Origin of the sequence: Pseudomonas sp. R4-35-07 (genome assembly GCF_003852235.1) — a bacterium.
Taxonomy (GTDB): domain Bacteria; phylum Pseudomonadota; class Gammaproteobacteria; order Pseudomonadales; family Pseudomonadaceae; genus Aquipseudomonas.
On sequence record NZ_CP027732.1, the window covers coordinates 4,278,760 to 4,300,834 of the forward strand.

At 53.9% G+C, this 22,075-nt stretch carries 23 protein-coding genes and 2 pseudogenes; 14 read left to right on the top strand and 11 right to left on the bottom strand.

The annotated features are described in order from the left end of the window. Positions 1-30: 30 nt before the first annotated feature. On the bottom strand, positions 31-960 hold the full coding sequence (locus C4J89_RS19435) for a LysR family transcriptional regulator (protein WP_124415339.1): 930 nt from the start codon (positions 958-960) through the stop codon (positions 31-33). Positions 961-1,066: 106 nt separating this feature from the next. Here C4J89_RS19435 and C4J89_RS19440 point away from each other — a divergent pair, with 106 nt between their 5' ends. Next, a complete protein-coding gene (locus C4J89_RS19440) occupies positions 1,067-1,813 on the top strand; it encodes a 3-oxoacyl-ACP reductase family protein (protein ID WP_124415340.1) in 747 nt (248 codons plus the stop codon). Between the two features lie 128 nt (positions 1,814-1,941). Here the strand turns inward: C4J89_RS19440 and C4J89_RS19445 are convergent, their stop codons facing one another. Next, positions 1,942-2,628, bottom strand: coding sequence for an HAD-IA family hydrolase (locus C4J89_RS19445; protein ID WP_124415341.1), 687 nt, complete (start codon positions 2,626-2,628; stop codon positions 1,942-1,944). A gap of 226 nt (positions 2,629-2,854) precedes the next feature. Between C4J89_RS19445 and C4J89_RS19450 the strand changes: the two are divergent. From C4J89_RS19450 to C4J89_RS19465, 4 genes and pseudogenes are all read left to right on the top strand, one after another. After that, positions 2,855-3,106 (top strand): annotated as a pseudogene (locus tag C4J89_RS19450) (type II toxin-antitoxin system RelE/ParE family toxin); the annotation flags it as partial. Further along, positions 3,060-3,416 (top strand): helix-turn-helix domain-containing protein, encoded by a 357-nt coding sequence (locus tag C4J89_RS19455; RefSeq protein ID WP_164485268.1) that lies wholly within the window; start codon positions 3,060-3,062, stop codon positions 3,414-3,416. The pseudogene C4J89_RS19450 and the gene C4J89_RS19455, both read left to right, overlap by 47 nt. Before the next feature lie 100 nt (positions 3,417-3,516). After that, the gene (locus tag C4J89_RS19460; RefSeq protein ID WP_124363963.1) at positions 3,517-4,095 is read left to right on the top strand and encodes a DUF4337 domain-containing protein; all 579 of its coding nucleotides are present in this window, start codon (positions 3,517-3,519) and stop codon (positions 4,093-4,095) included. A 144-nt stretch (positions 4,096-4,239) separates the two neighbouring features. Next, positions 4,240-4,575 carry a hypothetical protein gene (locus C4J89_RS19465; RefSeq protein ID WP_124367983.1) on the top strand — a complete coding sequence of 112 codons (336 nt, stop codon included), beginning with the start codon at positions 4,240-4,242 and terminating at the stop codon, positions 4,573-4,575. Positions 4,576-4,746: 171 nt separating this feature from the next. Here C4J89_RS19465 and C4J89_RS19470 read toward each other — a convergent pair whose 3' ends face one another. The 3 genes from C4J89_RS19470 to C4J89_RS19480 form a co-directional block, all read right to left on the bottom strand. Further along, positions 4,747-5,046 carry an Ada metal-binding domain-containing protein gene (locus tag C4J89_RS19470; protein ID WP_124415342.1) on the bottom strand — a complete coding sequence of 100 codons (300 nt, stop codon included), beginning with the start codon at positions 5,044-5,046 and terminating at the stop codon, positions 4,747-4,749. Between the two features lie 39 nt (positions 5,047-5,085). Further along, positions 5,086-6,189 (bottom strand): bifunctional DNA-binding transcriptional regulator/O6-methylguanine-DNA methyltransferase Ada, encoded by a 1,104-nt coding sequence (gene ada, locus C4J89_RS19475; protein ID WP_124415343.1) that lies wholly within the window; start codon positions 6,187-6,189, stop codon positions 5,086-5,088. A gap of 99 nt (positions 6,190-6,288) precedes the next feature. Next, positions 6,289-7,005: a 2OG-Fe(II) oxygenase gene (locus C4J89_RS19480; protein WP_124365197.1), complete on the bottom strand. Its 717-nt coding sequence runs from the start codon at positions 7,003-7,005 to the stop codon at positions 6,289-6,291. A 403-nt stretch (positions 7,006-7,408) separates the two neighbouring features. Between C4J89_RS19480 and C4J89_RS19485 the strand changes: the two genes are divergently transcribed. Together C4J89_RS19485 and C4J89_RS19490 are read left to right on the top strand one after the other, a co-directional pair. After that, positions 7,409-8,668, top strand: a complete 1,260-nt coding sequence (locus tag C4J89_RS19485) for an integrase arm-type DNA-binding domain-containing protein (protein ID WP_124415344.1) — start codon at positions 7,409-7,411, stop codon at positions 8,666-8,668. A gap of 46 nt (positions 8,669-8,714) precedes the next feature. Beyond that, positions 8,715-8,957: pseudogene (locus C4J89_RS19490) on the top strand (integrase); the annotation flags it as partial. A 216-nt stretch (positions 8,958-9,173) separates the two neighbouring features. Here C4J89_RS19490 and C4J89_RS19495 read toward each other — a convergent pair. The 3 genes from C4J89_RS19495 to C4J89_RS19505 all read right to left on the bottom strand — a co-directional run bounded on the left by C4J89_RS19495 (position 9,174) and on the right by C4J89_RS19505 (position 13,103). Beyond that, complete coding sequence (locus C4J89_RS19495; RefSeq protein WP_124367214.1) at positions 9,174-9,920, bottom strand: AAA family ATPase; 747 nt, start codon at positions 9,918-9,920, stop codon at positions 9,174-9,176. A gap of 324 nt (positions 9,921-10,244) precedes the next feature. Further along, complete coding sequence (locus C4J89_RS19500) at positions 10,245-11,888, bottom strand: GMC family oxidoreductase (protein WP_124415345.1); 1,644 nt, start codon at positions 11,886-11,888, stop codon at positions 10,245-10,247. Between the two features lie 255 nt (positions 11,889-12,143). Continuing rightward, the gene (locus C4J89_RS19505; protein WP_256657781.1) at positions 12,144-13,103 is read right to left on the bottom strand and encodes a LysR substrate-binding domain-containing protein; all 960 of its coding nucleotides are present in this window, start codon (positions 13,101-13,103) and stop codon (positions 12,144-12,146) included. Between the two features lie 149 nt (positions 13,104-13,252). Here C4J89_RS19505 and C4J89_RS19510 point away from each other — a divergent pair, with 149 nt between their 5' ends. The 3 genes from C4J89_RS19510 (at position 13,253) to C4J89_RS19520 (ending at position 15,560) form a co-directional block, all read left to right on the top strand. Continuing rightward, the gene (locus C4J89_RS19510; RefSeq protein WP_124367216.1) at positions 13,253-14,110 is read left to right on the top strand and encodes an SDR family NAD(P)-dependent oxidoreductase; all 858 of its coding nucleotides are present in this window, start codon (positions 13,253-13,255) and stop codon (positions 14,108-14,110) included. A gap of 2 nt (positions 14,111-14,112) precedes the next feature. Next, the gene (locus C4J89_RS19515; RefSeq protein WP_124367217.1) at positions 14,113-14,856 is read left to right on the top strand and encodes an SDR family NAD(P)-dependent oxidoreductase; all 744 of its coding nucleotides are present in this window, start codon (positions 14,113-14,115) and stop codon (positions 14,854-14,856) included. Between the two features lie 122 nt (positions 14,857-14,978). Continuing rightward, on the top strand, positions 14,979-15,560 hold the full coding sequence (locus C4J89_RS19520) for an NADPH-dependent FMN reductase (protein WP_065883890.1): 582 nt from the start codon (positions 14,979-14,981) through the stop codon (positions 15,558-15,560). 185 nt (positions 15,561-15,745) lie between these two features. Here C4J89_RS19520 and C4J89_RS27515 read toward each other — a convergent pair whose 3' ends face one another. Both C4J89_RS27515 and C4J89_RS19525 read right to left on the bottom strand, forming a co-directional pair. Continuing rightward, positions 15,746-16,060, bottom strand: coding sequence for a 4-fold beta flower protein (locus C4J89_RS27515; protein WP_372238416.1), 315 nt, complete (start codon positions 16,058-16,060; stop codon positions 15,746-15,748). Between the two features lie 135 nt (positions 16,061-16,195). Then, a complete protein-coding gene (locus C4J89_RS19525) occupies positions 16,196-18,805 on the bottom strand; it encodes an AAA family ATPase (RefSeq protein WP_164487601.1) in 2,610 nt (869 codons plus the stop codon). Between the two features lie 475 nt (positions 18,806-19,280). Between C4J89_RS19525 and C4J89_RS19530 the strand changes: the two genes are divergently transcribed. The 3 genes from C4J89_RS19530 (at position 19,281) to C4J89_RS19540 (ending at position 20,929) form a co-directional block, all read left to right on the top strand. Further along, positions 19,281-19,610, top strand: coding sequence for a hypothetical protein (locus C4J89_RS19530; RefSeq protein WP_124415347.1), 330 nt, complete (start codon positions 19,281-19,283; stop codon positions 19,608-19,610). A gap of 91 nt (positions 19,611-19,701) precedes the next feature. After that, complete coding sequence (locus tag C4J89_RS19535; RefSeq protein WP_124415348.1) at positions 19,702-20,670, top strand: DUF932 domain-containing protein; 969 nt, start codon at positions 19,702-19,704, stop codon at positions 20,668-20,670. Positions 20,671-20,737: 67 nt separating this feature from the next. Next, positions 20,738-20,929 carry a hypothetical protein gene (locus C4J89_RS19540; RefSeq protein ID WP_065878238.1) on the top strand — a complete coding sequence of 64 codons (192 nt, stop codon included), beginning with the start codon at positions 20,738-20,740 and terminating at the stop codon, positions 20,927-20,929. A gap of 29 nt (positions 20,930-20,958) precedes the next feature. On the opposite strand, the gene C4J89_RS19545 is transcribed toward C4J89_RS19540, so the two are convergent. Next, positions 20,959-21,267: a helix-turn-helix domain-containing protein gene (locus tag C4J89_RS19545; RefSeq protein WP_124415349.1), complete on the bottom strand. Its 309-nt coding sequence runs from the start codon at positions 21,265-21,267 to the stop codon at positions 20,959-20,961. 121 nt (positions 21,268-21,388) lie between these two features. Here C4J89_RS19545 and C4J89_RS19550 point away from each other — a divergent pair, with 121 nt between their 5' ends. Continuing rightward, on the top strand, positions 21,389-22,045 hold the full coding sequence (locus tag C4J89_RS19550; RefSeq protein ID WP_124415350.1) for a hypothetical protein: 657 nt from the start codon (positions 21,389-21,391) through the stop codon (positions 22,043-22,045). Positions 22,046-22,075: the final 30 nt, after the last annotated feature.

The window sequence follows — 22,075 nt, forward strand, 5'->3', positions numbered from 1 at the left end:
GCAAGCCCCCTCCCACAGTTGGAATTCTGTTTACTTTGCGACCGCACTGAATCTGCGGCTCAATTGCTGCTCGACAAACTGCTCGATCACAAAATCCACAAACGCCCGGGTCTTGCCCGGCAGTAGTTTGTGCTCGGCGTAGTAGATGGAGATATTGCCGTCGTCCACATACCAGTCCGGCAACACCCGCACCACCGCGCCGCTGTCGAGGAACGGCACAGCCATCGGCATGCTGACCAACGCAATGCCCAGCCCTTGGGCGCTGGCGCAGCAGGCGGCTTCCGAATCGCTCATGGTCATTGCGGGTTTGAGCACCAGGGGGCTGTGCTCGCGCTCGCGGTGGGTCAGTTGCCATGAGCGCACCCTGCCGGTTTGCGGTGAGCGGATCAAGATGCCATGGCAGCGCGATAAATCCTCGGGCGTACGCACCGCAGGGCGTTGCGCCAGGTAAGCCGGTGAAGCCACCAGCACCCGGTGCGCCGGCGTCAACTTGCGCGCCACCACGCCTTGAGGCAGTTCGAAGCCACCGCCAATCGCGGCGTCAAAGCCCTGGCCGATCAAGTCGACCTGGCGGTTATCGAAATGCCAATCCGGGCTGATAGCCGGGAAACGTCGCATGAACTCACCCAGCAACGGCACCACATACCGATTGCCAAATACGGTGCCCATGCTGACCTTCAGCGTACCCACCGGCCGCCCTTCGGCGCTGGCCAGGTTGGCCACGGCGTTTTGAATCGTGGTGAGGCTGCCGCTGACCTCGTCGAGGAACAGCTTGCCGGCTTCGGTCAAGGTCAGGCGGCGGGTGCTGCGCTGAAACAGCCTGACGCCCAGGCGCGCTTCCAGCTTGGCCACGCTTTTGCCGACCGCTGCCGGCGTCAGGCTCAGGTGCCGCGCAGCCTCCGCGAAGCTGCCGCCTTCGGCGCTGCGCACAAAGCATTCGATACTGCCAAAGCTTTCCATATCGCCCCACTCTAAACTTTTGGTTTACACAGACTATAGCAATCACGCTCTACCGGTACCGGCGAGGGAGGTCGATACTCGGCTCATCAACTACTTGGAGATCGACATGACCCCATCTACCCTCACTGACAAAGTCGCCTTGGTTCAAGGCGGTTCCCGCGGCATCGGCGCAGCCATCGTCAAGCGCCTCGCCGCGCAAGGCGCCGCCGTTGCCTTTACCTACATCAACTCGGCCGCCAAGGCTGAAGCCTTGCAGAACAGCGTGATCAGCGCAGGCGGCAAAGCCCTGGCGATCCAGGCCGACAGCGCCGATGCCACGGCGATTCGCAACGCAGTCAACGTCACAGTCGACACCTTCGGGCGCCTGGATATTTTGGTGAACAATGCAGGAGTGCTGACCATCGCGCCGCTGGAAGCGTTCAAGCTGGAAGACTTCGATCAGACCCTGGCAATCAACGTGCGCAGCGTCTTTATCGCCACTCAGGAGGCCGCCAAGCACATGGGCGAAGGCGGCCGGGTGATCAATATCGGCAGCACCAATGCCGAGCGCATGCCGTTTGGCGGTGGTGGTCCGTACGCGATGAGCAAGGCGGCGTTGGTCGGTTTGACCAAAGGCCTGGCGCGCGACCTGGGGCCACGAGGTATCACCATCAATAACGTGCAGCCAGGGCCGGTGGATACCGACATGAATCCGGCGAACAGTGATTTTGCCGAGAGCTTGATTGGGCTGATGGCGGTGGGTCGGTATGGGCATGTGGAGGAAATTGCCAGCTTCGTCGCGTACCTTGCCGGGCCGGAAGCCGGGTACATCACAGGCGCCAGCTTGACCATCGACGGTGGTTTCAGCGCCTGAGATTTAGCAACACGGCACAACCCATGTGGGAGGGGGCTTGCCCCCGATTGAGGTGGATCAGCTATTGATAAGTTGGCTGATACACCGCTATCGGGAGCAAGCCCCCTCCCACATTTTTCCGGGTTGAATCAAGTCATAGGCGGCAGGCCGTAGGCGGCCAGGTCGAAATCGGCAAGTTTGCGGATGATCTGGTCGGCATGCTCATATTTGCTGTCGGCCATGGCCTCATCGGGCACGGCGATGGCGGTCATGTGCGCCGCTTTCGCCGCCGTCACGCCGAACGGCGAGTCCTCGAAGACCAGGCAATCCTCGGGCGCCACACCCAGGCGGCGCGCGGCAGTGAGAAAGATGTCCGGCGCAGGCTTGGCGGCACCGACTTCCGGGTCGTCGGCGGTCACGATGGTGTCGAACAGGCCAAACCACTCGCGGTGCAAGGTGGTCTTGTGGCCGAACGAGTTGCGCGACGAACTGGTGCCCACCGCAATCGGGATGTTATGCGCCTTCAAATGCCGCACCAACGCCTCGGCACCGGGCATGCCCAGGGCTTTGGGGAAACGCTCGCTCATCAGCGGTTCACGAATCTGCAGAAACTCAGCCGGCGTGATCGGCAAGTCCAGCGCCTTGACCACATAGTCCGCCAAATCCTGGGCACCGCGGCCAATGATGTGCTGCTTGATGCTCCAGTCATAGGTGCGGCCATAGCGTTCGGCGATGATCTGCGTGACTTCGGTGTAGATGCCTTCGGTGTCCAGCAACAACCCGTCCATATCGAAAATCACAGCCTTGATCGGGACAGCGGTATGCGGTGCGTTCATCACAACAGAACCCTGGAGGAAGGACTAAAAGGATTCAGCACAATAACGGCCCTGGTTGCTTGCAGGCAACCTTCCTGAAGCCTGGATCGGGTATTCATACCAGGCAACAGTTTTATCGACCGGCGCGCGCGGCGCACGTCTAGGGTTTGTGTGTGGCAGCGATCAGCCTTTCACCAAGGCCCGAAAATACACCTTGCAAACCTTATAAAAGACTTATTAACCTCCAATGAATTCGATTCACTGGACCCGTAAATCCGTCAAACAGCTGCTTCGGTTGCATACCTATCATCAGCAACAGGTACGCGATGCGGTGTCGGCGCTTGAGCGCATGCCCGACGCAGTCAATGTCAAGAAGCTGGTTAATTACCCCCACGGCTATCGGCTTCGGGTAGGTCATTACCGCGTAGTGTTCGACTGGGACGGGGACATCCATGTGGTCAGCATTCAAGAGGTCAAGAAACGTGACGAGCGAACCTACTGCCGTACAGATCATCCACAATACCGAGGGCAAGCCAGCCTTCGTGGTGATTCCCTATGAACACTATGTGGCCCAGCAAAACGACCCGAATCTTATTCCTCATGCTGTCGTCAGTCGCTTGGTGGATGGAGCTACGCCTATACGTGCCTGGCGCGAGCACCTGAACCTCACCCAGGAAGAAGTCGCCAAGCGACTGGGCATTTCACAATCTGCATTTGCCCAGCAAGAAGCGGTAAACAAACCGCGTCGGACCACGCGGGAAAAGATTGCCAAGGCATTTGGTATAAACGCCTGTCAACTTGAGCTATGACCTCGTGCTGTACATGCACCTGATCCGACGTTATCGACAGCGTTGAGACAGCTGCACTGGTGAAGAATCAGGCTCCCTCTGCCCCCTCGTAGACGCCGCCATGTCCGAAGCTTTCGAAGTCCCCAGCCCCCACGAAAAGCACCTCGAACACACCACCGAACATGCCCACGGCCGTGGCGACACCTTCGCCAGCCGTATCGCGGTGATGACCGCGATCATGGCCACCGTTGGCGCCATGCTCAGCTACCAGGCCGGCTCCAGCGAAAGCGAGGCGGCGATGGACAAAAACAACGCCGCGATCATCAAGACCGAAGCCGCCAACCAATGGAATTACTATCAGGCCAAATCCAGCCGCCAGAACCTGGCGGAACTGGCCACACATATTCCCGGCGTGGATGCCGCCCACTACAACGACGAAATCCAGCGCTATAAAAGCCAGAAGGAAGAGGTGCGCAAACAGGCCGAGAAGCTTGAAGCCACCTCCCTGGAATGGGACCGCAAATCCGAAGAAGCGCTGCACCAGCACCATCGTTGGGCCCAGGCGATGACGGCGATTCAGATCGCGATCTCACTGGCGGCGATCACCTTGCTCACGCGCAAGGAATGGCTCAAGCGCATGGCGTATTCGGCCGGCGGTGTGGCCGTGGTGCTGGGTAGCCTGGCATGGCTGCATCTCTGACCGAGCGCGAGCAAATGTGGGAGGGGGCCTGACTGCCGCCACATAAAATGAAACCTTGGCGCGCTGATTTCAATCCGCCCTCTGAGCGATTAAAGTATCGCGCCTCGAGAATTGAATCTCGAGATTCAGCCCATGGAGTTACGCGTGAAGTACATCAGTAAAGTAGTTGCAGCAGCCGTTCTTGGTTTCACCCTGGCAGGTTGCACCGGCACCGCCATGAAAACCCAGCAATACGACGCCAGCCAATACACCGTGCTCGGCCACAGCGAAGCCAGCGCCACCGGCATCATGCTGCTGGGTATTATCCCGATCGGCCAGAACAGCCGCTTCGTCCGCGCCCAGGATGCAGCCATCAAGGCCAAAGGCGGCGACGCGATGATCAACACCCAAGTGCAGGAAAAATGGTTCTGGGCCTGGGTACTGAACGGCTACACCACCAAAATTTCCGGTGATGTGGTCAAGTTGAAAACCGCGCAATAAGTAAGTTGCCGGGCGCCGAGCCTGGCAAGCGACGTTTCATGGGCCTGACTTCAGGGGATGGCCCATGAACCTCAGTAGTATTTACGTAATCGTGGCTGTCCTATTACTTAACAGTACTGGCCTGCTAAGTTGCGTGCTTGATCAAGTTGAAAACGCGGATACACCGATAGTCTAAGGTTCACATTCTTCCGTTATCACACGCCCCCTTATGTGCCCTTCAATTGTCAGCTTCCACTCACGATGACTGGCGGGCATGCATCGAAAGCAGGGGCGATAGCCTGCCAATCGTGCGGTCTGTTCATCGATAAAAAACACACGATCCTTCACATACCCGCCTTTACTCAATGCCCGCAGTGCAGCCGGGCAGTCCAGGTGCCCGTAGATCTTGCTTCCTTTATGCCCGCCAAACTGGCCCGGCTTGGAACTGAGGGCAGGCTTGCCGTGGGAATCCATGACTTTCCAACGCCTCATTACGCACCCTCCCCCCGTCCAGTCCCTATCCGGTGCAGTTCATCCGACAACGTGTGCAGCGTGCATGCTTTTCTCGCGCTCGATCAACTTGCGCTTACGCTCCACCCCCCAACGGTAGCCAGACAAGGATCCATCACTGCGCACCACGCGATGGCATGGAATCGCCACTGCGAGTTTATTGGCCCCGCATGCGTTAGCCACTGCGCGGGTGGCACTGGGCATACCTATCCGCGCGGCGACCTGGGCGTATGTCTCGGTCGTTCCTGCAGGAATATCCCTCAGCGCCTGCCAAACCCGTTCCTGAAATACGGTGCCACGGATGTCCAACGGCAGCGCAAAACCGGTGCCCGGCGATTCGACAAAGCCGACGACAGTGGCCACCAGCGCCTCGAACTCGGCGTCGCCGCCAATCAGGTTGGCGTTGGGGAACTGGTCCTGAAAGCTCTCCACCAGCACATTAGGGTCATCGCCCAATAAAATCGCGCAAATGCCGCGCGCGCTTCTGGCCACCAGGATCGAGCCCAGCGCGCTTTCGCCCAGTGCGAATTTGATATCCACATTGGCCCCCCCTGCGCGGTACTCGGTGGGTTTCATGCCGAGGATATTTTGTGATGCCTCATAGAATCGGCTATTGGAGTTATAGCCCGCCTCATAAAGAGCGTCGGTGATGGTGCCACTGAGCGAAAGCTGGTCTCTGACGCGCGAACGCAATGAAGCGACGCTGTAGGCTTTAGGCGTGAGGCCTGTAAGTTTCTTGAAGACTCGATGGAAGTGGAAGCTGCTCATGCCCACCTGTTCGGCCAGATCACCCAGGTTGGGAACCACGTCCGATGCATCGATAAGCCGGCAGGCTTCGGCAACAGCCGCCGCATGCTTCTGGGCGACGGCCGCCGGGTTGCTGCTGTCGCGCTTGGAGGGGCGAAACCCGGCCCTTTCGGCTTCAGCTGCGGTGTCGAAAAACACGATATTTTCTGGCCGAGGAAGCTTGGTCGGACTGAAGGGTTTGCAGTAAACCCCGGTGGTCAGCACGCCGTAGACGAAATCGAGGTCTGCATCAGCCTGGCGGTTGACGAGAATATTCCAGCGCGGATCGTCCTCGGCCCTCAGCACGGGCTGGGTGGTTTGGTCTTTAACGCATTCCATGGCAATGCCCCCATCTTCGCAATTTGCACAAGCCTATCGCTATTGAACCGCGTTAAAACTCCGAGTCTTGCTTTCATATTCGAACGTCTGGCCGTTCCATCACTGCGCATCATGGAATATTACGCCAAGGGTAAACCGCTCCCCCGCTCTGACCTCGCTCACGCCGTGGCGCGTAAATACGGAGTAGAAGCCTCTCGCCCCCTTCACGGGCCTGCGGTTGACGGCAAAAATCACTGCATCGCCCTTGCGCAGCGGCACTACGTTGACCCTGGACTGCATTCGTGGCCGCTGTTCGGTAAGCACGAATTCGCCGCCGCTAAAGTCGTCATTGGGCTCAGACAGGAGGATAGCCATCTGCACGGGAAACAGAATGTCTCCATACAGGTCGCGGTGCAGGCAATTGTAGTCTCCTGCACCGTAGCGCAGCAGCAGTGGGGTGGGGCGCTCTTGCCGGGCGTCATGACACTGGCTTAGAAAGTCTTCGTGGCGTTCGGGATAGGGAGGTTCGAGGCCAAGTTTAGTGTTCCAATAGTTGGCCAGTGGGACCATCTGCGGGTAAACACAGGATCTCAATGTGGCGATAATCGACGGCAGCGGGTAGGCAAAATATTTATATTGGCCTGAACCGAAGCCGTGCCTGCTCATATTGATACACGACCTGAAAATGTCCGGCTCGCAGTAGCTATCGATAAGACGCTGGCAGACGTCTGGGTCGAGCAGGTTCTCGATGACGGTAAAGCCGCTGGCGTTTACGCGATGCAGATGCTCACTCCAGTTTTCGCAAGCGAGCCTTGTTTCCAATGCCGTGTCGACCATTGCCATTCCCTTGTGGATTGCATGATTGTCAACATACCGCAGGCAATCCATGGGAGCCTCCGGTTTGTTGCTATCAAATTAATCCAGTGAACCGGCATGGGTTTCTTGGAGGCTGCAACTATCGCGAACGACCTGACGACAAGGACACCGCTCCAAAATCCGATTGAGGGAACAAAAACCATAGAATGCAAAAAGGCCCCATTTATGGGGCCTTTAGATATCAATATGGCGGTGAAGGAGTCCGCCAAATCATAATCCACCAAAAACTCAATAAATCCTACAAGCCTTTATAATACGGCACTTATAAGCCTATCATCGTCTCAAGACGTCCACCAACATTCGTCACCTTCCTAGCCTTTGTGGGGGAACAAATGGGGGAACAAAACAGATATAGGATATTCCCATGGGAAAGCTGACCGCTAAGCAAATTGAAAATCTGACTACCCCAGGCACCTACGAGGACGGAGATGGTCTACGCCTCCTGATCAAGCCCAATGGGAAGAAGTATTGGGTACTGCGCTTTCAGCTCTCCGGAAAGCGGAGGGAGATGGGGCTAGGCACCTATCCCGCAATCGGTCTTAAGGAAGCTCGGCAAAACAGTAGTGATAAGCGCCGCTTACTGCGCGATGGTATTGACCCCTTACAGGCTCGTGACGATGAACGAGCGGCACAGGTGACCGCTGAGCTGCAACGTAAAAACAAAGCCATCACGTTCCGGGACGTGTCAGCCGATTACGTAGAGGCTCATCGTGCTGGCTGGAAAAACGTCAAACACGCTCAGCAATGGACGAACACACTGGCTACTTACGCCGCGCCCGTCATCGGCGAACTCGCCACCAACCAGATCACCACCGAGCACATCCTCGATATTCTAAAGCCCATCTGGGGCAGCAAAGCCGAAACAGCAAGCCGGGTTCGTAACAGGATCGAACTAGTCCTCGATGCCGCCAAAGCACGTGGACTGCGAGACGGTGAAAACCCAGCACGCTGGCGTGGACACCTAGACAAGCTGTTACCACCGAGCTCCAAGGCTAAACGTACCCAAAACCACCCGGCATTGCCTTACTCGGAGTTGGCTCGTTTCATACCGGCACTTGATAGTGTCGAAGGACAATCCGCCTACGCACTCAAAATGACGATCCTCACTGCCTGCCGAACCAGCGAGGTTCTTGAAGCCGACTGGAGTGAGGTTGATTTGAAAGCCAAGCTATGGACGATTCCAGCGGTGCGAATGAAAGCGGGGAAAATTCATACCGTGCCGTTATCTGATGCGCTTATCGCACTGCTCGAAGATCTCCCACGAATCAAAGGTAGCTCGTTGCTGTTTCCAGGGGCTCGTAAAGGTCGCCCCATTAGCAATATGGCCATGTTAATGACTTTGCGTCGCATGGACCAAAAGGACCTGGATGATGGTGGCAAGGGCTGGCGCAATAGCAATGACAAAGTCATTACTGCTCATGGGTTTCGCAGCACATTCAGGGACTGGGCTGCTGAATGTACACCCCATGCACGCGAAGTCTGCGAGATGGCTTTGGCTCACGTTGTCGCCAGCGGTGCTGAGGCGGCCTATTGGCGAAGTGACTTATTGGAAAAACGCCGTGTATTGATGGCTGATTGGGCCGACTTTGTGACACGCAATGTAAATGGGTCTGCCATTCTTTAGTAACCATGGCGCTGAAGCGGATGGTTCACGAAAGCCGTCAATACCCTCAATGGCCAGCACCATTCTCAACGAGCATGGTTGGGAGTGGGAGCCTGAGTTGATCGAGGTGGCGCTCGCCCACGTCGATAAAGACGAGGAACGCAGCGCCTGTAACCGAGCAGACCACATCGAGCGCAGACGTCCGATGAAGGCCTGGTGGAGCGACCACATTCAGGAAGCTGCTACCGGCAACCTTTCTGTATCAGCTATCAGGGAAAATCGAGACAAAAAAGTCGTTTCGATACGATGATTCCAGGCGACTTCCGACATAGAGCTGCGGCTGGCCAGAGGCAGCAGTCGGCCAGAAGCGGCCATTCTCCTCGAAATCGGCGGCATCTCGATCTACGCTAAACAAGGCAGTAATGCCGTCGTATCTATTAAGTCGCGATCGGCAACAATTCATTTTTTTGCGCCAGCGAACTTGATAAACGCTCTAACCATCGATGTTATTTAGTGCCTGGACTAACTAAAAATCATGCTTTTCATCAAATAGCTTGCTCATAAAGCTTTCAGGGCTAGCAAAGTAACTTTTCATAATTAGGTAGTTTTCAGTTTCTGAATATTCCTTCTCTTCCAATCCACTATTGGTAAACTCCCAAATTCTGGCGCCCGGGTAAGCAATTAAAATTGGTGAGTGAGTTGCAATTATGAACTGCGAATTTTGTTTTGCGAGTTCCGCTATACGTACCAGCAGAGATAATTGGCGTTGGGGAGATAGCGCAGATTCAGGCTCGTCTAGTAAATACAATCCGTTTCCTCCGAACCGATGTAAAATCAGATCCATAAAAGCCTCCCCATGAGACCTCGTATGAAGATCGTTCCCCCCGTATGAGTCCTTAATAGCTGGCCCGCCAGGTCCGCAATCCAACTTATTCATCTCTGTAATTACATTATAAAAACTTTCTGCGCGATAAAAATAGCCATCTCGAGGTCGCTTTGCGGTGCGTGACAAGCGCAATGCCTTGGACAGTAGGGATTTTTCATCGCTGGAAGAAAACTTGAAATTCTTACTGCCTCCCTCATGATTAAAGCCACATGAAACTGCAATAGCCTCTAAGAGGGTTGACTTACCGCTACCGTTTTCTCCAACGAAAAAATTTATCACGGGGTGAAGCTCGATTTTGCTAATTGATTGAATTGAAGGCAAATAGAAGGGGAAATTATTCTCTTCTCTATAGTTCTCTAAGATTTCAATTCTCTTAATGTAAGGCATTAACTTCCTAGCTGTAGTTATCTTATTTAATGGTTATAGTTATATGTATGATAGTTAAGGTAATTATAAATGGTCTTTCTGTGGTTTGACTCTTTTTTATAAGCACTAGATATGTCTGACATAAAAGTAAACCATTCTTGGCTCGCGCCGCAGTTGCGCCGCTGTTTCGGTCAAACTCCTAATCTCCAATTTATCGTCTATTGACTGCGTTTGCTCAACGGTCTCCGTATATTTTATTCAATTTCAGATTGTGGTTCTTATTGCAGAGTTCGGCTTTAGCGATCCAATGATTGATGCTCCAGTTTTACGCTGCGTTCGGGGAAATTATCGAGTCAGGTGGGCACCAATCCGTTCGGCTAGCATGATAGTAGTAAGATTTGTCGCCACCGATGGGATATCCGGGATGATAGAGGCATCCACAACACGCAGTGCCGCTATACCTCGCACCGCGCCCCAATTGTTGACTACGGCGGCCTTGTCACCGTCCGCGCCCATCGGCACGCTCGACGTGGGGTGCTGATAGCCGGCGACATTGTTTACGATGTTTTGTCGCAAAGCCTTGCCTTCAAGTACGCTGCTACCCGGTGTCATTTCATGGTCAACCAAGTCAGCAAACGGTGCACTGCGGCCAATCTTGCGAGACAGTTCTACAGCTTCGACCATGCGATCCAAGTCATTTTCCTGTTCAAAAAAGTTGTACCGGATGTTCGGCGCAACTCGGGGGTCACGGCTGGTCAAGCGTACGCTACCGTTGGATTTAGGTAATGTGACGGCGCATGCCAGCACTATCGCACCGCCGGTAGGGCTTGCCTTTGGGTCGATCAGGTGTGTACCGGAGATATGTAAGTCCAGATCGTCCGGTGCGGCGTGTTGCGAACGAGTCCAGGCGATGGCGCCGCCGGCTGGGGTCATAGCAATTGCGGAGGTCTTCAGCGCGTAGACGTTGAAGAAAAACGGATGTTCTTGCAACCGTTCACCTACCGGTAGATCAGCGACGGTGGCGATTCCCATCTCGCGAAGATGGCCTTGTGGGCCGATACCGGAGCGTAGCAGGATAGCGGGGCTGCCTATGGCACCGGCCGACAAGATCACTTCGCCGGCTGGAACTATCTCGCCGGCTACTAGCAATACACCTATGGCGCGTTCTCGTTCTATCAGGACGCGGTCGGCTTCAGCGTGGCCGCGGATAGTGAGGTTGGCGCGAGCCCGCACGTCTGCACTTAGGTAAGCCATGCCGGTATTGATTCGGGTGCCGTTGATGACATTCAACGGGTAGGGACCTACGCCGTGCTGGCGCGCGCCGTTGAAGTCATCCACGAGCGGCAGTCCAACTGACTCGGCAGCCGCCACGAAAGCACGCATTGAGATAGTATTCTGCGCAGCAGTGCGCTGACGCACTGGAAATGGGCCGGTACGTCCATGCCATGCATCTTCGCCAGTGGGCGTGTTTTCCATCGCTCGGTAGGCGGACAGCACTTCCGGCCAAGCCCAACCTTCGATTCCGCGTCCGGCCCAGCGCGCAAAGTCGGCAGGACGCGCACGCATCGCCACAGCAGCATTGACCGCGGAGCTACCACCGATCACTCGGCCGCGTGGGATGGCTATGTCGTGACCTATCCGAGCTGAGTCGTCACTATGGTAATGCCAGTCGTATTCGGGAGAGGCGGCAACTAGGTCGGCGTTCGTCAGCACTGCTGGATACCGATCGGGCGCAAAGTCGGGACCTGCGTCGAGCAGCAGCACACTGCGCAGCGGGTCGGCACTGAGACGTGCTGCAAGGACGGCACCGGCAGATCCACCACCGACGATCACCACGTCAAACTGCTTGCCAGTCCGAGTGGTCTCTTTAGTTTTACTGGAGCTGCGCGTTGCACCAGAGGCAAACGTAGCAGCGCCTGCCGTCATTGCAACCAGCACTGCCTGTGCTCCCAAAGCTATCGCGCCGCGTCGTGTGATTGTCAAAGTCATAGATTCCAGATCAGGTATCGTTTGTGCCGTCGAGGATGAGAGGCAAGAAACCATGGTAGGAATGCGTACCTGACCCAGCAAGACGGGGTTTCTGGAATCTGTGTCCGGTGGTATGGACGTCGAGAACTCCCCTATCTTCGGCGCCTACCCGCTCGGTAGTGCCGCCGTAGTTGCTGTATTCGGTAAAAAAATGTGCTGTATTCATGGAGAAGCCGCTGCAACGATTTGCCCAGCGTATTAAGGATGGCTTTACAGCTAGAGGATCTTGGGAAACTCCGAAGCCAAGTGATCCAAGAAAACACGTACTGACGGCAGCAATCCTTTGCGGGAAGGTACCAGTGCAGTGATCCTGGCATCGCCAGCTATCCATTCGGGCAGAACTCGATGAAGCTCACCACGCGCAACGGCCGCCCGCGCGATGTAACTCGGCAGGGCCACAATCCCAAGCCCGCTGATAGCTGCATGTTGCAGGCTGAGCATGTCTTCGCTTTGCAGCCGCGGCATGATGGGCACAGCAATTTCTTCGATCGATAGAGTGACATGGCGCAACCGCCAGTTCATGGGGGCATTAGCTCGCGCAAAGAAAATCGAGGCGTGGCTGCTTAGCTCCGCTGGCGTGGCCGGTGCGCCATGTTCGGCCAGATAGCTTGATCCGGCGAACAGAAACCAGGGAGCGACCCCGAGCATGCGCTGGACAAGATCGGAGTCCGGCAATGGAGCCTCATGCGCCCGGATGGCGACGTCGTAATTTTCGCCAACAATATCGATGGTTCGATCGGCCGCATGAGCGACCATATTGATCTTGGGATAGACACGAAGGAAGTCAGCGATCATGCCCGCCATGGCGAAATTCATGGTCGCGACTCCAGCGGTACACCGGATGGTCCCGACGGGTTCCAACAACCGCTGACGCACTGACATTTCTGCCATCTCCGCTTCTCGCAGCGCGGCCAGCGCGTGCTGGTAGAACTCTTCTCCTGCCTCGGTCATACCGAAGCGACGCGACGTTCGGCTGAGCAAACGCACACCTAATTCGCCCTCCAATTGTTGCATGCGGTGGCTAAGCGTTGACTTGGGCATACCGGTACTTGCAACTGCGGCAGTAAACCCACCGCGATCGACCACATTGACAAAAATAAACAGATCGTTCAGGTCCAGCCGATTCACGTATGGCCCAATCATAGGAAGGCAATTTTTAATCTTGAAGATTTCCAAGGGTACCGTCTAGAACTATGTGGTTATTTGGCAATGTTTCGCTGGGAATGAGCGTCCAATGAGCGGGAAGTTGAATCTGGACAAACCGGCTTGTTGGGGGGAGGCCCAATACCTAACATCCGGTGAATAGCCAAACCCCGGAGCAGAGAATGAAATCAATAAATGGCAAAGTCGTCCTCGTTACTGGTGCCTCATCGGGATTGGGGCGCGAGTTAGTGCATCAACTGCTGGAAAAAGGTGCGCTAGTCGCAGCCACCTTTCGCAAGCAAGAAGAAGTGGATTTCTATAACGGTAAACATGCTGCGCAGGGCATGGGCGTTTTGGTAGACGTGACAGACGATGTGGCGGTCAAAACGGGTGTGGCCCAGGTGCTGGATCACTTTGGCCGTATCGACATTGTCGCCAACTGTGCGGGTGCTGGCACAGTGGGTGCAGTTGAAGAAATGACGGATCGAGAAGCGCGGCGTGTATTCGATCTGAATTTCTTTGGCGGCCTGAACATCATTCGCGCTGTAACCCCTGCGATGCGCAAGCAGCGCAGCGGGCACATCATTCAATTCTCTGCAATCGGTGGCTTCATTGGCTACCCGGGCATGGGCGTGTACTCGGCCGCGAAGGGCGCTACTGACATCCTGGGGGAAGCACTGGCAGGTGAACTTGCACCCTTTAACATCGCCACGACTGTGTTGACCATCGGTGTATTCGAGACCCAATTTGCGGGTCGCTCACTGGCTTACGTCGAGCAAAAAATCGATGACTATGAAGGCACACCCGTCGGTAAGTTCCGTGTAGCTATAGGTGGTCTGCAAGGTAAGCAGCCGAATGTTCCAGGAAAAGGGGCGTTGGCGATTATCAACCTGATGGAGTCGGATCATCCACCCGTACACGCGGCCTTGGGTGCCGATGCGATGGGCGGAATGCGTGCAAAAATGGCCAAAGTCGAGCAGGAACTTGTCCAGTGGCAGGGCAACGCAACCTCTACAGAACGCAGCATCAACGGAATCTGATCATGCGAATGACCAACAAAGTTGTACTGATTACCGGCGCATCGCGCGGGCTCGGATTATCACTGGCACGTCGTTTTGCCAGAGAGGGGGCTTCCGTTGCGTTGACGTACAACACTGACGCTGCCGCAGCCGACCGAAATGTCGAGGCGCTCGTTGCTGAGGGCGCTCAAGCAATGGCCATCGGGGGAGACATCAGCGACCCGGACGCTGTCAAAGCCATATTCGCAGCAGTGCTGGCTCGATTTGGGCGCATCGATATTGTCGTGGCCAATGCTGGGCGGGAGCTTATCGACACACCGATCACGGAAATCGATAACGCGATGTTCGAGGCTGTCACCAAAACCAATGTGTTTGGCACCTTCTATACGCTTCGCGAAAGTGCGCGCCATGTTACCGATGGTGGACGCATCATCGTGATTTCGTCCACTACGACGATCGTACCGAACGCAGGCTTCACCGCGTATGCCGGAAGCAAAGCCGCCGGCCGGCTTTACGTTGAATGTCTCGCGCAGGAAATGGGCAAGCGTAACGTCACGGTGAACGGTGTGGTACCGGGGCCGCTACGTGACGCCGGTGTCATCGCTAACCTTCAGGAAAATGACTATCAGGCATTGGCACAGTTGTCGCCATTTGCGCGCTTGGGCTCTGTCTCCGATGTCGAAGGCGCCGTGCTTTTCCTGGCAAGTGACGATGCAGCTTGGATTTCCGGTCATCACCTGGTTGTCAACGGCGCCGCCAAAGTATAGGGCAGACCCGCATGACCAGGCGGTGGGGCAGTCCTCATCGTTCGGCCACCGTTCGACGTCCGTTTTTTTGTTCTTTTCAAATTGATTACCCCCTTTAAAGCCACTTAAATCAAGGTCCCATCATGTCGCCTAAAAAGATTGCCGTCATTGTCGGCAGCCTGCGCAAAGAGTCGTTGAACCGCCTATTTGCTCAAGAAGTAATCGCGCTTGCGCCACCGAGCCTTTTATTAGAAATAGTCGAGATCAATGAACTGAATCTGTTTAACCAAGACTTGGAAGAAAACGGTAAGAGTGCCCCTGAAGCCTGGACTCGTTTTCGCCAAAATATGGCGTCGAAAGATGGAGTACTGTTTTTCACTCCCGAATACAACAGGTCAGTTCCTGGTGTATTGAAGAACGCCATTGATATTGGTTCTCGCCCTTACGGCGAGTCTGTGTGGGCAGGCAAACCTGCAGCTATCGTAAGCGTATCGCCCGGTGCCAGCGGCGGCTTCGGTGCTAACCATCATTTACGTCAGTCTATGGTATTTCTGGACATGCCACTTTTGCAGCAGCCGGAAGCGTATATCGGTGGGGCGACAAGGCTACTGGGGCCAGGCGGAAATTTGAATGACGACGGAACTACTCAGTTCTTGAAAAAATTCATTGACGCCTTTGCTGCATGGGTCGAAATCAATACCGCCAAGTCAACGGGTTTAATCTAGGGCGCTAGAAACTCTCTGCTTTGGCTGATCTAAGGCGTTGTATGAGTCGTCTCAGGTTTCACGTACGGCCTTAGTGTCCGCTAATGGCCGTTTTCTGCCTGTCGCAATCGGCTGCAATCGGCCAGAAGCGGTCGCTCAGACTTGGACTGTCAAGTGAACGAAGTGAGTTGCAATTAAGCACACTATTAGGCTGCCGCAAACTCATCTAACGCATCCACCCAGCCTGCTTTTCCAGCCTTACCGGCTCGATTTGCTTTACGCGCTGGAGTGGCAGGTGTTGCGGGAGTTGCCCTGGATGCTTTTGTTGCTGGCGTAGCCGTAGAGGTGCGCCGGAGTATGTAGTTCTCGCTCACAACCTCCCCCAAAAAACGCCCATTAGCACCCCAAACACGCCCATCGTCTGTAACCCACCCTAAATACCTCGATGCTGCATTGAATAGGCGACCAGAACTATTAAAGAATCCAAAATACTCACCGTTCCACCTGTAAACCGGAGTCATATAACACCCTCATTTATCTAGCGATTAGCTATCGAGCGGGCTCAAGTTAGTCGTTGAATCGAGGCAGAGCACGATTGAAAAAATCGTTCAAACATCGTCCACCATGATTATGTGGCGTACTAGGACCCGATACTGTTAGACCTCAATTGGTTTAACGCGAAACTTATTGACGTTATCAGCCAACCTTTGAATAGACTCAATATCATTTTTTATTTCGTCCAAGTTAGCCACAGGCATCTCCTTGTTAGGGGCTTGGAAATGCGCCTCAGTGATTCGATGACCTTTCTTCCAGAGCGCAACGATGTCATCAGCGTCCTGCTTTCGTAGACCAGTGATTTTATGAAGATTCCCTACACCAACCATATCACTAAACCGCGTCACAATACCATTTAACACTACATCTTCGACAACTCGCTCAACAGTGGAGCGAATATCGCTGTATAACAGTCGAACATCTCTAACTAAATCCTCACCAGGATAAATAGGCCAAGGCTCCATTTTTTTCGCTCGATCCCCCAGCTGCTTTACCCGTTCTTTATAACCAGTTTTATCCCAAGGTAGTCCTTGTTTGACTACTCCAGCTGCTTCGCCGACCCATTCTAAGTAATGGACAAGATGGGGAATTTGCTTTTCCTCATTAAGAGTATCGATAAGTTCGCTTAGGAAAGAGATGTCATGGGTCAAGACTATAACTTGGCGGTTAGCCGCTTCCTCCACGAGACGTTTTGCCACGAGGCGTCGCCTTACATGATCTAACGAGGAAACAGGGTCATCAAATATGATCCCCCCTCGATGCTCTGATAGTTTAAGCTCAGCCAAGAATGCACCTAGTGATACAGCACGCTGCTCACCCTCACTCAGTACGTGCTCAATTTTCTTTGCCGCTGGAAGATCTAACAGCAGAGTAAACTTTACAGTCCCACGATCGACTCGTTCTTTTAGCTTCGTCTTAATGTGCCCAATGCCGAGCTTTGTAAACTCTTCATCAAGTGCTTTTCGTAACGAGTCGGTGATAATTTTCCCTGCAATTTCCTTAGACTTCGCAGACAAAACCCTAGGATTCAAATCGGCCTTACAGGTTTCGAGTTTAGCTCGATAAATTACCCTATCGTGCAGCGCTAAGATTGCTTCTGTTAGAGGCACAAGCAGCCGCCTAGCTTTAAGCTCAACCAGTTCTTCAGATAGCTTCTTTAACTTTTCTGGATCTGAAGCTCTTTTATATACTCGCCCTTTCCAAATTTTACTGGCAGCAAATTGCCTCAATTCAGCCACTGGACTTTTAGCCAGCTTTGGAACCACTTCCCATTCTAAGGATTTTGCGGCCTCAAGCATCCATACTTTGTATGCATCTAGCTGTTTCTGATACAACTCTAAATTTCCTACTAGATTCGCTGACGCACCCTCCAACTCTACAGCCAATGCTTGATTAAGCCCAAAGTCAAAACTTGAACGATCTATCTGATCTAAAATTTTTTCTAATGCAGCTTTTTTTTCAGATGCTACCTTGGTGGCATTTTCGCTAATGAAATTATTGAAGCGCTGCATTCTACCGATTACAGACTTAGCCGGTTGTTGGCAGAGTACACATGCAGCTCCCTCACCTTCGCTTGGAAAGTCATGCCCAACATAAGCAACTTCAATTGAATATTTTTTCGCAGCTAGGAACAACTCTTTCCAAATGGTCTCCCCCGTACCGGGCAACAGCTCATCCTCAGCCCTAAGCAGTAGTGCAGCCGCGTCAACTCCCGCCTTGGCATCGGCTGACTCCTTGGCGAAACGCTGCAATTTTTCCAATGCTTTTTGAGTAGTGAATTTCTCTTTTTCCTTGATTGTTTTCGCCAAACTTTTGATATGGGATGCAGAAGTTTTCAGGCTTTGAAACTTGAGTATCGGGTCTGGCTCAGCAATTGCTAGTTCCAGCTCACCAAGCCGCTCAACCTCCTCCGACGACAGTGTTCCCAATCGAGATATTTCATCTCGGTTGGTGTCCTCGCCAAATCCCTGAAAAAGCTTGCCCACAGCACTTTTTTTATCGAAGCCTGAAAGAATATCAAGTGACACTTCGACACTATTGAGTTCTTCGTTCAAGAGCGCTAGCACTTCTGGTACAACTTTACCCGCGAGAGCTTCCACAACATCTAAGCCGCGAGGTAGATAAGCCGCATCGCCTTCGAGGAGGTAGGCGTTGGCGCAAAATGAGTCAAAGACGCTGACGTAGGACAGCTCGGGAGGTGCTACTGAGCCACTGGTCCAATGGAAACTCTTTACGTCCCCATTCAGGCACGCCGTAAACGTCGCCCTAGGCTTTCCACCTGGTACTCCAGCCTTGGTCACATCGCCAAGAATATCCCCTCCCCTATCACGCGCTCGACAAGCATGCTTCAGAACTCGCGCATACCCTGACTTTCCTGCGCCATTGCCTCCATAAATCACCGTGACTCCCTTCTCCGAGAATGGGAGCGTTTGTCCCGGCATGATTCTGTTGACGTTTTGCAAATTGCTCATCGAATGAAGCGTAACGCTGAATGCGGCTTCGCCGCCTGCGGGAATATGGTCAGCGCTCAAAGGCACCGCTTTTAGCCCTCCAGGGATTTCAATGCCTTTATCATGCTTCAGTAATGCATACAGGTCCCTGAAGTCCTGCAAATCCAATTGCTGGTTTAGCAAGAGTCGACGCGCGGCGTCTCTCAGCCACAGTGATAGATCCTTCTCAGACCAGAGCAATACATCATTGAGTATCGACATTTTCACTTCCATGGACGGATAAGCAAGGAGGCAGCTAGGTAGCAAATAGATACTAGCGGAATTTAGCCTCTGCACCGTCATTTTGAAAAATTGCTATGACACCCTGAATGTAGCCTCTCATGCGTAGATATTTGAGATTCTCCGTGTCCGCTTTTGGCCGTTTTTTGCCTGTCGCCAGCGACCGCTTATGACCAAGGCAGGCATACAAATTTGCAAACGGATGCAGCGCTCGAAACAGAGCAATATCTTCCCTTCAGCACAAAGCCCACGTCTATTCGCTAAGCGAAAGGGCACTGATTTGACGTAGAAGTACGACTTCAAAAGGGCATCTGCGTTTTTACATAGCCTGGGCCGACTTCTGCTGATAACTCATCGCTACGCTGAGTCGTTTACTACCGTACCGGACGCATATTCGATTCTAAAAATTCTCAAACACACATAACAGCTTTGACATCCCACCATGGAGCTTCGAACCATGTCATTGCAATGCCCTCGCTGTAACTCACCCAAAATCGCGTCCTTCCACCAAGCCATGAAAATTGCAGCTGCCCTCGGTACGGTCGGCGGCGCAGCACGCGGCGTCAGTGCAGCACTGGCTGGCGGTCAGGCGGGTGCCACCGTCGGCGCAGTCGCCGGCCCGTTCGGCGTCACTCTCGGAGCCGTTTCTGGTGCCATCCTCGGCGGGCTTGTTGGCGGCGCTGGCGGCTGTGCATTAGGCGCTCAACTTGGCGACAAAATTGACCGCCATGTACTCGCTCACAACCTCTGCCTGATCTGCGGGCATCGGTTCAATCTGCCTGCTTAAACCGTTTCCCACTTCTCTCTTTTAGTACGTCCGGACTGTGCCGCGCGATGCGTGGCATTTATGCCGGCTTGCACCCTAAGGAATCGTAATCATGGCTCATCAAGTCGAACAAATGGCTTACGTTGGCGCAACCCCGTGGCATGGCCTCGGCCGTCAACTGACACAGAAACAGCCGATAGAAGTCTGGCAGCGTGAAGCCGGTATGGACTGGCAGATCCAGGAAAGCCCGGTTCACTTCAAGGCCGACGCTATCGGCCATATGGGCAGTATTCATTCATTCCCAGAGCAAAAGGTGCTGTACCGTTCCGACACCAAGGCACCGCTGTCGGTGGTTTCCAACCGCTATCAAATTGTCCAACCGCGTGAGGTGATGGAGTTTTACCGTGACCTGACTGAAGTGTCCGGCTATGAGCTGGAAACCGCTGGAGTGCTCAAAGGCGGTCGTAAGTTCTGGGCATTAGCAAGAACCGGGCAAAACGCCACCTTGAAGGGCAACGATCAGGTTAATGGCTACTTGTTGCTGGCGACCTCGTGTGACGGCACCCTCGCGACCACAGCCACGCCGACCACCGTTCGCGTGGTTTGCAACAACACGTTGAGCATTGCCTTGGATGGTATTCCCCATGCAATCAAGGTCCCACATAACACGCGATTCAATCCTCAGTCGGTGAAAAAGCAACTCGGTATTGCCGTCTCGCAATGGGACGAATTCATGTACCGGATGCGCGTGCTCTCCGAACGCAAAGTTCAGTGGCCTGAGGCGATGAGCTTCTTTATGGAGGTGCTATGTGAGACCCACGCCCATGATCCCATTCCCGACGTACTACCCAACAAACGAGCGCTGGAGAAGGTGCAAAACCTATACGAAGGCAAAGGTCGCGGATCGGTCATGGAGTCTGCTCGCGGCACCGCATGGGGCCTGCTAAACGCAGTAACTGAGTATGTCGATCACGAGCGTCGTGCCAGGAGTTCAGAATACCGGATGGACTCAGCTTGGTTCGGGCAGGGAGCGCAAATCAAGCAACGCGCACTCGACTCGGCTCTTCGACTAGTTGCCTAAAATTGTTTTCGACCAACATGCCTGAGCGATCACCGCTCAGGCATTTTTCCGCCTGAAGGAAAACACGATGAATTTCATACGCTTTGTCGGTCTGCTTTTCATGTTTTTCGGCATTCTGGCCAGCTGCCTGTTGGCAGTAGCGCTAGCTGTTCTAATGGCTCGCTCTTGGCCAATCTTGATTGCAGTGCTGCTGGCGGGTTTGTTATTCGAGTTGATCACGACAGAAGCCGGGGTCGAAGTATCTTTGACCCCATGCTGAAGGTAGGCCCATGGCGCATTGCTGAGCCGCTATTGAGATTCCAGCAGCTCGTCCAGGTATCGCATTAGCTGCACGCGCTCATCTGCATCCAGCTTACTAAACTTGATAAGCAGCTCAGCTTCGTCATCTTCGACCGCGTAAAAATACGCCGCAGGAACACTGAGCACCTCGCTCAGCCGCTCGACCAAATCCGGGGCAGGAACCCGCTTCCCCAACTCGTATCGGTTCATACGGGTGCTTGCAGACATCTCGTCTAAGCCGGCATCAAGTCCTAGTCGTTCTTGCGACAACCCCGCCCTAATACGCGCCTGCTTTATCCGCTTTGCCAGTACTGACATGCACACACCCAATTTCCAAAGGGGCATCGTGCATGCGCAGCTTTTTCCAAATACTACCGTTTTGGTAGTATTCGAATATCATACGAACTCAATCCAACCACCGACAAAACCGAGCGCTCAGATGAAAGTCAAAATCTCGCTGATCAATACAATGCTTTTTGCCGCTTTACAGGCAGGTGTGTCCCTGACAGCTGCCGCCGACCCGAACGTACGTGTATGCGATACGACCCCCACCCCCATGCCCATCCTTGCGATCAAGCACATCGACTGCTCTATCCCCAACTCTCCGTCTTCAGTAAATAGGGCCTACGTCGATCAAAACGGCAACAAAACTTTGCAACGTGTTGATGGAAGGCGAATCGTCAACTGCGACAGCGCAGGGACCTGCGCGCACCGTGGTGAATTCATGGGCAATGCTCCTGAAGGGATCTACGGGATCACAACCGGATGGTATCTGGGCACAGATACGGCGGGAGCGGTCGTGGCTTACAAGGAAGGTACCGGTCCTGGCTACGGTGGAAATCGTTACGAACCACAAGCAACGAAAAAACCATCGTCAAGCCCGGTAGACGTAAGCAAACTTGACGTTGTATGCATGGCAACAGCGGTTTTTAACTGTTCGATCAATGGGCAAGATATAGAAGATCAGGATTTACCTAAATATCTTCCGTTGGTGGATAAAAAGGATGTAAAGAAACAAGGTGGAAACTGCGACTCAGTACCACTTTGCTATGACAACAACATGATGCTCTTGGGCCTGAACAAAGATTTATTTTAAATCCCGTTAATATCACTAGCAACTGGAACC